The sequence below is a fragment of the Aeribacillus sp. FSL K6-2833 genome, from assembly GCF_037965815.1.
GTDB lineage: Bacteria > Bacillota > Bacilli > Bacillales > Aeribacillaceae > Aeribacillus > Aeribacillus composti.
The window spans coordinates 2,366,168-2,378,673 of record NZ_CP150189.1 but is presented as its reverse complement, the minus strand read 5'-3'; the positions used below and the strand labels follow the sequence as shown (position 1 = coordinate 2,378,673).

Annotated in this window: 9 protein-coding genes; 7 read left to right on the top strand and 2 right to left on the bottom strand. The window is 38.5% G+C overall.

Features of this window, described 5'->3' with window-relative positions:
• Positions 1 to 3 precede the first annotated feature (3 nt).
• From NSQ94_RS11570 to NSQ94_RS11555, 4 genes are read left to right on the top strand one after another with little or no spacing between them, the layout of a single operon-like run.
• On the top strand, positions 4 to 726 hold the full coding sequence (locus NSQ94_RS11570; protein WP_339229156.1) for an ABC transporter ATP-binding protein: 723 nt from the start codon (positions 4 to 6) through the stop codon (positions 724 to 726).
• A gap of 14 nt (positions 727 to 740) precedes the next feature.
• On the top strand, positions 741 to 1,586 hold the full coding sequence (locus NSQ94_RS11565) for an ABC transporter permease (protein WP_339195139.1): 846 nt from the start codon (positions 741 to 743) through the stop codon (positions 1,584 to 1,586).
• A gap of 17 nt (positions 1,587 to 1,603) precedes the next feature.
• A complete protein-coding gene (locus NSQ94_RS11560; RefSeq protein ID WP_144597876.1) occupies positions 1,604 to 2,656 on the top strand; it encodes an ABC transporter substrate-binding protein in 1,053 nt (350 codons plus the stop codon).
• Positions 2,657 to 2,709: 53 nt separating this feature from the next.
• The gene (locus NSQ94_RS11555) at positions 2,710 to 4,065 is read left to right on the top strand and encodes an allantoinase (RefSeq protein WP_339229154.1); all 1,356 of its coding nucleotides are present in this window, start codon (positions 2,710 to 2,712) and stop codon (positions 4,063 to 4,065) included.
• A 418-nt stretch (positions 4,066 to 4,483) separates the two neighbouring features.
• Here the strand turns inward: NSQ94_RS11555 and NSQ94_RS11550 are convergent, their stop codons facing one another.
• Together NSQ94_RS11550 and NSQ94_RS11545 are read right to left on the bottom strand one after the other, a co-directional pair.
• Positions 4,484 to 5,725 (bottom strand): MFS transporter, encoded by a 1,242-nt coding sequence (locus NSQ94_RS11550; RefSeq protein WP_339229153.1) that lies wholly within the window; start codon positions 5,723 to 5,725, stop codon positions 4,484 to 4,486.
• A 652-nt stretch (positions 5,726 to 6,377) separates the two neighbouring features.
• Positions 6,378 to 7,319, bottom strand: coding sequence for a Gfo/Idh/MocA family oxidoreductase (locus tag NSQ94_RS11545; protein ID WP_339229151.1), 942 nt, complete (start codon positions 7,317 to 7,319; stop codon positions 6,378 to 6,380).
• 1,357 nt (positions 7,320 to 8,676) lie between these two features.
• Here NSQ94_RS11545 and NSQ94_RS11540 point away from each other — a divergent pair.
• From NSQ94_RS11540 to NSQ94_RS11530, 3 genes are read left to right on the top strand one after another with little or no spacing between them, the layout of a single operon-like run.
• Positions 8,677 to 9,396, top strand: coding sequence for an ABC transporter ATP-binding protein (locus NSQ94_RS11540; RefSeq protein ID WP_066249014.1), 720 nt, complete (start codon positions 8,677 to 8,679; stop codon positions 9,394 to 9,396).
• A complete protein-coding gene (locus NSQ94_RS11535; protein WP_339229149.1) occupies positions 9,365 to 11,827 on the top strand; it encodes an FtsX-like permease family protein in 2,463 nt (820 codons plus the stop codon). The genes NSQ94_RS11540 and NSQ94_RS11535 overlap by 32 nt, the downstream gene beginning before the upstream one ends.
• Before the next feature lie 4 nt (positions 11,828 to 11,831).
• On the top strand, positions 11,832 to 12,335 hold the full coding sequence (locus tag NSQ94_RS11530; RefSeq protein ID WP_063386906.1) for a PadR family transcriptional regulator: 504 nt from the start codon (positions 11,832 to 11,834) through the stop codon (positions 12,333 to 12,335).
• The last annotated feature ends 171 nt before the right edge of the window (positions 12,336 to 12,506 follow it).

The following is a 12,506-nucleotide window of genomic DNA, read 5'->3' as shown; positions in this document are numbered from 1 at the left end:
AATATGACATTGATAGTTGAAAATGTAAAAAAGTTTTATAATGATCATCTTGTTTTAAAAGGGATAAACCTTACTGTTCAACCGCATGAATTTATTTGTGTATTGGGAAGCAGTGGCGGCGGAAAATCAACTCTATTAAATTTGATTGCGGGATTTATTAAACCAGATGAAGGAGTGATTAAGGTAAACGGATCTTTTGTAACAAAACCTTCCAAGGAAAGAGGAGTCGTTTTTCAAGATCATGCACTATACCCTTGGTTCACTGTTTTAGAAAATATCGCTTTTGGACCAATCGTGCAAGGGATGCCAAAAAAGAAAGCATTGGAAAAAGCATTACGTTATATAGAATTAATTGGTTTATCAGACAATGCAAACCATTATCCTGAACAACTTTCAGGAGGTATGAAACAACGCGTCGGCATTGCAAGAGCTTTAGCCGGAGAACCTGAAATTTTGTTAATGGACGAGCCTTTTGGAGCGTTAGATATGTTTACCCGTGAAAATATGAGAACTGAACTAATTCGTATATGGAAAGAAGTAAAGCCTACTATTATATTTATTACCCATGATTTAGCTGAAGCTGTCTATCTTGCAGATAGAGTGATTGTCATGAAAAATGGAATGATTGCTACAGAATTAGAGATTCATTTACCCCGTCCTCGAAATTATCGTGATCCTGAATTTAGTATTTTGATGGAGAATTTAGAAGAGCATTTTGTCAGCTAGTTAGGAGGAAGCTTATGAAAAATATGGCGGCCAGACAAGAAGCAGTTTCTGTCTATACGAAAAAAGTGGGCAAGGTTAGAAATAAAAAATATTTACATGCTATTCCAATAATTGCTTTTTTTGTTTTATGGGAAGTCATTACAAGATTAAATATAAATTTTTCCATAGTAAATCCCGTTTTTTTTCCACCGCCTTCACTTATATTTCTAAATGGTGTAGAACTATTTCATTCAGGATTAATTATAGACAGTATTGTGTCGAGTACGATCCGAATAGTAATTGGCTTTGCAATCGGAGTTCTTCTCGGGGTGATTGCCGCATTATTGATAGGAAGGGTAGAGAAGATTGAATTTTGGTTTATGCCTGTCTTTAACATGATCGGTCCTATTCCAGCTTTAGCGTTGCTGCCTTTATTTATTATTTGGTTCGGAATTGGCGAAATTCCAAAAATTATATTAATTGCTTGGACAACATTTTTTCCAGTTATGACGAATACAATTGATGGAATTAAAAGTGTTCATTCTTCTTATATTCGTTCTGCATTAAGCTTAGGCGCAAATGATAGACAAATATTTAAGAAAATTATTATTCCGTCAACATTACCAAATATTTTTACTGGATGTCAAATAAGTTTAGGATTGGCTTTTTCAGCATTAGTGGTTTCAGAAATGATGGGTGCAAAAAGTGGTTTAGGGTATATTATTGTGGACGCTCGAAACTATATGAAAATTTTAAATATGTATGTAGCTATTATTTTAATAGGTATTGAATATAGTCTTTTTTCCTTGTTATTAAAAGTGATTGAGAAAAAACTATTGAAATGGAGAACAGGCGGATTTGAAAATGCTGTAGAAAAATAATAAGGGAGGAATTATAAATGAGAAAAATTTTTCTTTTTTGCCTAGTTTTTTTGACAATGTTTGCAATCGTTGCGTGCGGCTCAAACAGTTCGACAACAACTAGTGAAAATAGTAATAAAGCGAGTGATGAACTAGAAGTGAAGGATATAACATTAGTAGGGGTAAGGGATGCGCAAATTTCTTCACAACAAATCATTGCAGATAAGTTAGGATTTTTTAAGGAAGAAGGGCTAAACGTAACAAACCAATTAATTGAAAGCGGACCAGATATTGGACCTATGATTGCTGGTGGAAGTGCTCCGGTTAGTTTACAAACAAATTTTATGGATATTATTTTAGCTTCCTCAGGTGTTAAGGTGAAAATCGTGGCTCCGCTTGCACAAATTGCAGGAACACAAGCGGTCGTAGCGGGCAAGCATGCTGAAATTAATTCTCCAAAAGATTTGGAAGGAAAATCAATAGGTATTCCTAGTGGTGCTGATGTAATGATTGCCATTCAAAATATGGCAAACGATTATAATGTTGACATAAAAAAGATAAATTTTGTGAACCTAGCTCCTAGCGATGCTTTAACTGCTCTTGAAAAAGGTGATATTGATGCAATGGCTGCTTGGGAACCGTTTATAACGAAGGCTATCAATAGCGGAGGAAAACTACTATTTAGCGGTACGGTTGACAATTTTGATGGAAAAGAAAAATCTGTTGATTGGATGAGTGTTCATACAACACTGCAAGTAACGGATGATTTCCTAAAAGAAAATCCGAATACGGTAAAAGCAATCATTAGGGCTTTAATAAAAGCTACAGATTACATTAATAAGAATAGAGAAGAAGCAATTAAAATTTTAGCGCCTGAACTTCATTTAGAAGAAAGCGAGTTAAAGGAAATTATGAATAGAAATGTTTATACAATGCAAGTCGACGATTCCTTTATGAACAAAAGCAATGGTTCTGAAGTAGGAGAATATTTATTGAGTGTAGGAAATATCAAAAATATCCCAAATAAGAAAGATTATATTGATTTTTCATTATTAGAAGAAGTTGAACCGGAACTTATGAATAACAAATAACATGAAAAAAGCACTGATGGAAAAATTTTTATTTTAAATGGAGTTTGATAAAAATGATCTACGATCTTATAGTCAAAAACGGCAGCGTTGTGTTTCATGACGAAGTGAAAAAAACAAATTTAGCTGTTAAAGACGGCATTGTTGTTGAAATTGGCGATGACATTGACGGGGAAGCCGATGTCGTTTGGGATGCGGAAGGCCATTACGTTTTTCCCGGATTGATTGATGTCCATGTTCATTTCAATGAACCGGGCAGAGAGGATTGGGAAGGCTTTTCAACAGGTTCATCTATGCTTGCAGCAGGCGGCTGTACGACGTTTTTTGATATGCCGCTCAACGGTGTTCCTTCTACAACTGATCTTGAAGCTCTTCAACAAAAAGGAAAAATAGGCGAGGAAAAGTCATTCGTTGACTTTGGATTGTGGGGCGGGCTTGTTCCGGGCAATGAAAATGATTTAGCGTCTCTTGCGGAAAAAGGAGTTGTCGGATTTAAAGCTTTCATGTCCCCGAGCGGCAATAAAGAGTTCGCAGCGGTTGATGATAATACGCTCTTGAATGGAATGAAAACGATCGCCGGCTTGCGTAAAATTTTGGCTCTTCATGCAGAAGACGGCGCAATGGTGCAATTTTTGCAGAGAGAAAAAGAGCGGCAAGAAAAATTCGGACCGGACGATTATTTACAATCAAGACCGATTGCGGCGGAATGGCTAGCTGTCAGAAAAGCCATTACATTTGCGGAACAGACCGGCTGTTCTTTGCATTTCGTTCATATCAGCAGTGCAGAAGCCGTTGAAGAAATCCAGCAAGCGAAGAAAAGAGGACTTGATGTCACATTGGAAACGTGCCCGCATTATCTTTTGTTTGACCATGAACATACGAAAAAGCTTGGAGCGGTTGCAAAATGCGCTCCCCCATTGCGTGAATCCGGCGACCAGAAAAAATTGGTTGATTTGTTTTTAAAAGATCAGATTGACTTTGTCGCATCCGACCATTCCCCGTCGCCATGGAACTTGAAAGAAGATGAAACGAATTTTTTCAAAATTTGGGGAGGAATCAGCGGGGGACAATTTACATTGATGGCGATGATCGAACTAGCGGTTCGCTATCGCATTCCTTTTCCGAAGCTGATTCATTGGACATCTGCTAGACCCGCCAAACGATTTGGCTTGGACGGGAAAAAAGGGGAAATTGCAAAAGGAAAAGACGCAGATTTTGTGATTATAAGTTTAAAAGATTCCTTCACAGTCGAGAAAAACAGTTTGCTTCAAAAACACAAGCATAGTTTATATGTCAATCATACATTCCCTTGCAAAATCCTTGCGACATTTCAACGGGGGAAATTGGTATTTGACAACGGTCGCATACGGACTTCCAAGCCTATAGGCCAATGGCTGAAGGGATCGAGGTAAACATTATGATGGAAAGGGTAAGGGGGCTGTCTAATAAGTCGATTTTCCGGCTTATAGCCGCCCCTTTAAAGTTTTAGAAACGTTGATATATCAATGTTTATAATGTTTCGTTTTCAATGGATTTTGACTTTCTGGACAGCTTTTTTTGAACGTTTTCCGTATCCTCCATTTCGCAATCATGTTCCGTGAAAAGGTTTTTAAAAATTTTTTTAGCACGTTATCTGTAGCCTTAAAAGGCCTTGTCGGAAAACCGAAACAGGAAGTTTGGTTAGGCAAATAAAAATGTGAACAGGGGATCTGCGAATATTGAGGTTGGCTCAATAAATAAATGAATAGGTCAGTCTTACGAATTTGTTCAGCTTTTTTGCCGAGTGACAACAGGTTCGAGGTCTCCAAAAAATCGCATAGGCGCCTTCTCCTAAATCGTTACCTTTTCTTTAGAAAATTCAGGAAGAAAGAAGGTGAGGATTGCTGAAATGACTAATATGATTATTGAAAAATAAAAAGCAACATTATAATTCCCATGGTAACTGTATAGTAAACCTGGCACATAGGCTCCTAGTGCTGATCCAATTTGGTGGCTGAAAGATAGCCAACCAATGATAAAACCAACAGAGTGTTGTTTAAAGTATTGCGTTACCAACAATTGTGTAGGAGCAACAGTGGAAAAATCAACCAATCCAAAAACGATAGCGAAAATAATTAATAGCAGAGGGTTATAGCTATAGAATAGAATAAACAACGATAATGCCCGTATAACATATAGACAGATGAGCATTTTTCGACTACTCCAGCGATCTGCTAACACACCAGAAAATAGTATTCCTATAATATTAAAAGCAGCCAATATAGTTACTGCTGCACTAGTCGCACTTGTTGGAACTCCACACAACTGGGCATAAGGGATAAGATGTGTATCCATTAAACCTGTAGTGGTAAAACCGCAAACGCTAAATGGTAAAATCAAGAACCAAAATTGTTTTTTTCGAAAAGCATCCCAAATTGAAAAATCATTGAATTTACTTGGCTGTTCAGTTGTGCTTTCTTCTTGATCCATTCCGCCAATTGGCAACATACCTTTTTCATTAGGATGGTTTCGTAAAATTAACAGGACAATTGGAAACACAACAATCATTAAAAAACATCCTAAGATGATGACCGTTGCTTTCCAATTCAACCATTGAATTAATAATAGAGATCCTGGTACCAACAGCATTTGTCCGGCTCCAAACCCTGCTTCGACAATCCCTAAAGCAAATCCTCGTCTTTCATTAAACCAGTTTGTAACAACTACTGTTGCAGCCACGTTTGACGCTCCGCCAACCCCAAGTGATACAAATATGGCATATAGAATAAACAATTGCCAAGGATGATGGACAAAAGCTGTTAATAGAATACTAACTGCTACCAAAAAAGTACTGACAGAAAGGATCATACGAGGCCCAAATTTGTCGACTAACCTTCCTATAAATGGTTGGGAAACTCCATAAACAATAAAGCTTAATGTCGAAATAAGCGATACCGTCCCTCTGTCCATTGAAAATTCCCTTTCCCAAGGTTCAACAAAAGCCCCGAAAGAAAGACGAACGCCTTGAACAGCTAAAAGAGATAAAAACGTGACAAATAAAATCACCCAAGCATAGTGAAATCGTAATATCATTTTAGTTTAGTCTCCTAACTTCAAAATTTTAAAGATTCGATATTTTTTCCATTCTACCGAATTGGATGTTTAAGTCAAGCCATTTTTTCCAATATTTTTCTCCGTCAATCGCGACAAAAATCAGTTCATATTCCGAGATGGTGGTTATTTTACAGAAGAAGGTCTCAGTGATTTGAATAAGCCAATTGTCGTCGCCACCAATCGTGCAAAAATCTCTGTTCAACCGATGCAAATCAAAGGATTGGCAAAGTTTTCCTAAAAATAATCAATCAAGCATTAAAAATGAAATGCGTATATAACACTTTTTTGGGGTTTTTATCTTCACTATGAGGAATTGCAAGCAAATCGAAAGAGAGAAGTTTGTTTGACGTCTGGAGGCCATTATTTATCATACAGCCAAATTGCCAATTATTTATGTTTCAAAAGGAGCCGTGCCAACAATGATTGAACGTGCGGAAAAGAAAATAGCGGAGAGAAAAACAGAAAGCCTCTTCTGCCTTTAAATGGGTAAAGAGGCTTTGTCTTTGTTTGTGCATTTACAATTGCTTCACGGTTTCGTTCGCTAATCATATGATCAGTTGTTAAAAGTGTGCCGTCTAAGTCGATTGCGATTCATTTCATTAGCATTTTTCCACTGGCGTTAGGAATTTCACTACATCGTCAACAACTTCACAACTTGTTTTGTCCGTTCATGACTATTTATATCGGATTCAATTTTGCCGTTTTTCACGCAGTTTATAAATTCTTCTACTTCATAATACATCGTTTCAAATTTATGTTCCACGGTCAAATCTTTTATTTCACCGTTTCGATATTTGATGACAACTTTCTTCGGATCACTGATTTTGTCAATTTCAATAACACCTTTTTCTCCTTGGATTTCACTAGGGAAAAAGGAGTCTGTTATTTTGGAATACATTACGACTGCTTCAAAATTATCATAATTTAAAATCATACTTCCTTGACCGTCTGCACCGGTGGATAAGTAATAGTGATTTTTTACTATGGATTTTGGTGCGCCGACTAGATGAACAATCGGTGCTAAGCAGTATACACCCAAATCCATTTTCGAACCGTTTCCTAATTCCGGTTTAAAGGCATTTTCAATAATTCCTTCTTTATATTTATCATATCGTGAAGAATATTGATTGTAATGGAAAACAAATCGTCTGATCGGAGCGATTTCGTCAAGATGTTTTTTTAAATTTAAAAAGGTCGGTGTAACGGTTGATTTCATCGCTTCCATAAACATGGCATTGTAAGTTTTGGCCGTTTGAATGACCTCATCCATTTCTTGCACGGACGTTACTGCCGGCTTTTCGCAAAGAACGTGAATTCTATTTTTCATGGCCAAAATACTTTGTTCGGCATGGAATTTGTTGGGGGATGCAATATAAACGGCGTCAATATTGCCGCTTTGAAACATTTCTTCAAGGTTGGTGTACACGTGTTTTATCTGATATTTTTCGGCAAACATTTTTGCTTTTTCCATTGTTCTCGAATAAACAGCGCCGAGGGAAAATTCCGGGTGTGCGCTTGCAGCTTTTATAAAATGGTCGGTAATCCAGTTTGTTCCTATAATACCAAATCTCATGACGAATCCCACCTTTATTGTTCATATTTGTACATGAATATCATATTATAACATGTTCTGCAGCAGCTTTTTATTCGACTATCTGTTTTTTGAACTAACTTAAAACTCCATGTCAATAAAGACCAAAACATACTAACATAGTAAGAGCTGTCTGAAAAGTCCCGAAAAAAAAAGTAAACGACAGTTTCTTTTCATCTGCTTTTCTGTTTTGATCGAATTTCTGAAAAGGATAAACAGGCATTTAGAGCGGGAGCAACCCAACTCGCTTGGTCAATCGGACCGACCATTACATTTATACTGGCCGTATTTTTAGTGCCCTTAGGATTGTTCGGTTCGGGATTGCCTTGGCACCGAACACGCAGGGCGGGAAATTGAAAAAGAACGGTATGGAATTTTGGAAACGGAAGAAAAAGTTACGAATATTTAGAGAAGTTGCTTCACGACTTGCTCCAGCAGCTTGGTAATCCTTTGTCTCGCGTCAATAACCCGTGCAAAAGTTCATTATTTGAGGTAATATGATATTGAGTCATGTTTGCATATCTCTTAGTTGGTGTTTTTATCTGTCAAAGGGGAAGCAGCATGACTCTTTTTCTTTTTTTACACAATGATATGGACTTTACTCTTCAGCTATATATGTGTTTTTATTTTTAGTCACGATATTTTGATTATCCTCTATGACTATACTTCTGATTTTGTCTCTTCACCATTTTCTGTGATTGACACACAATCCCAGTAATGAACCTGTCAGAATGTCAACTTGATTCTTTGACCGAAAATGAATTTTCACATTCGTATGAACTTAATCATATATTGAAATTATATATACTAGATATATATTATTTTAGCCTTTAAAATAACTTTCAATAATGATTTTACCAATAAATCCGCTTGTTTATAATATATACTTAGTATATAATGGGTGTATAAAAGCAGATGAAATAATTGAGGTAGTGTCAAAAGTCCTTGAAAACTCAGTAGATGTTCATAGTTATTTCCATTAATTAGGTGGAAATGCCATGCAATTACTATTGGCAAAAGCGCCAATAGTTTTGACATTGACGTCAAGGGCAAAGGGAACAGAAAAGCATGCCAAAAAAGTTTTTAAAACCATTGTCGAATTCAGAGTTCACTTCATCTGTGGAGGGTTTTAAGGGCTAACCTAAACCAAAAGGCAGATCGTTTGTTCTATCAGCCATTAAGACGATTACACACTATTTTCGGTGCTGGTGGCATAGTGAAAATCGGAGGGAGCGTCGCGCTGTGGACAATTGATAGAGCGAGGCACTGACGATAATGAAATATAGTGATTTTATATGAAAATTTTTGACAATACGAATAATAGAATGGAGCGAACGCTATGATTAAAGTTAGCAATCTCACTAAAGAATTTTTGCAGGGGCAAGAGAGAACACGGGTGTTGAAAGGCGTCGATTTGAATATTAAAAAAGGCGAATTCGTAGCGATAATGGGACCCAGTGGCTCCGGAAAAAGCACTTTGCTGCAACTGATGGGAGGTCTTGACGTACCGACCGCTGGAGATATACAAATTGACGGGAAATATTTAAATAAGATGAGCGAAAAAGAAAGAACGATATTCAGAAGACAAAAACTGGGGTTCGTTTTTCAAAATTATCAACTGCTTCCGACTTTAACTGTAGAAGAAAATATTGCGTTTCCACTTCATGCCGACGGCAAACTGACAAAGGAGAAGAGTCGGGTGATCCAAGAATTGATTCAGGCGGTAGGATTGGAAGGACTTCATCGCAAACGCGCCAATTTGCTCAGTGGCGGTCAACAGCAGCGTGTTGCTATCGCCAGGGCACTCGTAAATAGCCCGACTGTTTTATTAGCGGATGAACCGACAGGGAATTTGGACAGAGCCAATGCAGAAGAAATTCTCCGGCTATTGACAGTCTTCCATCGTGAAAACAGACAAACGATCGTGATGGTTACTCATGATATTTTTGCAGCCGGATTTGCGGACCGGATTATTCTTTTCAGGGACGGAGGCATCGATCAGGTGGTATCGAGGGAGGAGGGCGACTATGCTAAATATTTGGCGAATTTCATGGCGTAATATCACACATAACAAAAAGCGGTTTTTCTTTACCTTGTTTGCGATTATACTGGGAACATCTTTTATCACCGCTATGCTGGTAGCCGATAGAACAACTAGAGACGTTTTTAATTACTACACAGATATGTATGTAGCCAATGCAGATTATTGGGTTTTAAGCGATAAGCATACTTATCCGGAAAAAATGATTGAGCCTGTTCAAGATGATCCCGATGTTACGAATATGCTGCTTGTTCTCCAAAAGCAAGCGTTCTTTGAACTTGAAGACGATCACTCTTTAAGTCAAAGATCTGTACGAATTATCGGAGTCAGTGACCAAAACAGCCCGTTACTGGTGCTTCCTGTGATTGAAGGCAGTTTGGATAATGAAGGGGTCATATTGCCGAAAACTGTTGCAACCCTTTTAGGAAAAAAGGTTGGGGATACGGTTCGGTTTGAAGGTTTGGGAGAGGCAAAAGTTTCTGCTATTGTTGAGTATACGCAGCTGCTTGCAAGTCCTAGTGATTGGGACAGTGCTGAATCAACTAGTTTTCGGGTTTTAGTTCCACTCGATATGTTAAGAGAATGGACAGGCAAACATGATGAGATTTCTTATATGCGGTTTCAGGTCAACGGCGATGGCAAGGACCTCTTTCATTCCTTACAGCAGCAGTTCCGTGGGTCAGGTGTGTTCATACAGCCTGTTGTAGCAGATGACCTTCAGAACAACGATATTAGCGGCCTCTATACCTTCTTTTATATTGTTGCCGGTTTATCGATGTTAGTCAGCGGTTTTATTGTCTTTAACACAATTTATACAAGCGTGATCGAAAGAAAAAAAGAATTTGCTATAATGAAAAGCTTCGGCTACACACAACGTTCTGTGTCTAAGCTTGTGCTCATTGAAATCGTACTTTTGTCATTGATCGGTACAGCCATCGGTGTTCCTCTTGGTATATGGCTCGGTGATCTGTTTATGCAGGAACTGCTCAGCATGCTCCAATTTGATATAGTTTATACTTTAAATTGGAGATTGCCGGCGATTATGGCGGTGACTGTTGGAGTGCTGTTCCCTGTTCTGTTTTCGCTTTTCCCTATTTATCATGCAGGCAGAACATCGATTTTATTGACGTTAAAAATGGCCAGCCAATCGAAGGGATCATCAAGACCTCTGCTGATTAGAGCTGTAGTTGGCTTGGTGCTTCTATGCTTTGTGTTTATCGACCACTCTGTAACTTATGCGGCCGTTTTAGCAGGTGTCATTCTTTTGTTTCCTTTGTTGTTGGCCGGTTTAAGCAGAATCATAAAACCTGTTTTAAATTTTCTTTTTCATTATGCGGGGAGTTTGGCTGCCAAAAGCCTCTTTCAACAAATCAATCGAAATGCAAATACGGCAGCAATACTCGGCATCGGAATTTCGGTTATTTTATTGCTTGGTGCGGTGGTGGAATCAGCTCCGGAAGGATATGAACAAGAAATCAGGAATACGTATGGGGGAGATATGAGACTTACGTCTGAAGCGCCTTGGTCTACAGAAGATATAACGAAACTGCGTTCTTATGATGGAGTTCTAGGCGTTGAGCCATTAATGGAAGCGACCCCGATTACGTGGGAAACGGTTGACGGCGTAAGCAGACAATTTTCTGTTTTTGCCGTAAGTGAAGATGGTCCGTCGTTATTTGCCGATCAACATGAGGAAAAACTGTATAACCGGTTAAAACAGCAAAATGCTGTGCTTCTTGGTGAACGCGCATTTGATGAATGGGGCGGGGAGATCGGGCAGAGCATTCGGATGAATACGCCAAATGGTGAACAATCTTATGAGGTGGTTGGAGTTGTCAAAACATCGCATTATTCCGGTTATGTCGCGTTTATGGATGAGGAACGTCTTAAGGAGGAATTTGGATGGACAAAAGGCTTTGATTTGCTGCTTACTGTTGACAACGAAGCGACCAGTTCCATCCGAGATCGGGTATGGTCTGATTTCCGCGATCATCTGTCAAAGGTTCAAACGGTTGAAGATGAAATTGAGTCCACTACTTCAACAATTTCCGGTATGAATGAACTGATCTTGATGTTGCTGTTTATGATCATCGGGTTAGCCAGTATCGGCACAGCCAACACCCTTTTGATGAACACGCTGGAACGCGTTTTCGAGATCGGAACGATGCGTGCTCTTGGGTTTACTAAACAACAGGTTAGAAATATGATTATCGCCGAAGGCTTGCTCGTTGGGTTATCCGGAGTTATCGGAGGAATAGCAGCTGGGTTGATCTTAATCTATGTAACAAGTCAGTCAGAACTCATGGACGGATTTATGTCTTTCAAGCTGCCATACAGTAATATGATAATGGCAGTGATATCCGGTGTTGTGTTGAGTCTATGCGCCGCTTGGATGGCAAGCCAAAGTGCCAGCAAAATAGATATCCAATCATCACTGAAAGAAGGTTGACAACTTGTCAGTTAAATATGGAATTTTGACATTGTTATACCAAAAAAAACATCATGGATACGAATTGAAATTAGAATTGGATTCCCTTTTTGGCATTAAAGGCAAAATTAATCCCGGTCAGATCTATACTACGCTTGATCGCCTGATTCGTGATCAACTTGTCTCGTCCGCGGGAATGGACGATCAGGAAAGAAAATTATACGAGTTAACACCAAAAGGTAAAGATGAGTTGGAAAAATGGTTGCTGGAACCGGTGCCATACACCACGACAAAAGAAGATTTTTTCTTTAAATGGAGCTGTGCCCGCAAAATTAATTTTGCTCAGGAAAAGAAAATGCTTGAACAGCAAAAAGCGGTGGTGATTAAAGAAGTGATGGAATTGACCAAATTAAAAACAGAGCTGCTGCTTCAGGGTGACGAAAGCAAATATTTATTGATCACCGGTATTTTATTGCATTTAGAGGCGGATTTAAACTGGATAAATCAAGTTGAAAATCGAATCCATTAAAAGCTGCCAAGTTCAAAGAAAAGTGCGGGCCAGCATAAATAGGATGAAAGGAGAATGGGCTTAGGATTGCGATTCTGGCATATCATTGGGAACTGTTTATCGTAGCGGAAGTGTTGTCAGTCATCTTTCGATATTTTTTAGAAAACCAAAACTCAGTATTTTGCTGAAAGC

Coding starts and splice junctions, on each gene's coding strand:
- NSQ94_RS11560 (WP_144597876.1), top strand. CDS start 1,604: ATGAGAAAAATTTTTCTTTTTTGCCTAGTTTTTTTGACAATGTTTGCA.
- NSQ94_RS11570 (WP_339229156.1), top strand. CDS start 4: ATGACATTGATAGTTGAAAATGTAAAAAAGTTTTATAATGATCATCTT.
- NSQ94_RS11535 (WP_339229149.1), top strand. CDS start 9,365: ATGCTAAATATTTGGCGAATTTCATGGCGTAATATCACACATAACAAA.
- NSQ94_RS11555 (WP_339229154.1), top strand. CDS start 2,710: ATGATCTACGATCTTATAGTCAAAAACGGCAGCGTTGTGTTTCATGAC.
- NSQ94_RS11540 (WP_066249014.1), top strand. CDS start 8,677: ATGATTAAAGTTAGCAATCTCACTAAAGAATTTTTGCAGGGGCAAGAG.
- NSQ94_RS11565 (WP_339195139.1), top strand. CDS start 741: ATGAAAAATATGGCGGCCAGACAAGAAGCAGTTTCTGTCTATACGAAA.
- NSQ94_RS11550 (WP_339229153.1), bottom strand. CDS start 5,725: ATGATATTACGATTTCACTATGCTTGGGTGATTTTATTTGTCACGTTT.
- NSQ94_RS11545 (WP_339229151.1), bottom strand. CDS start 7,319: ATGAGATTTGGTATTATAGGAACAAACTGGATTACCGACCATTTTATA.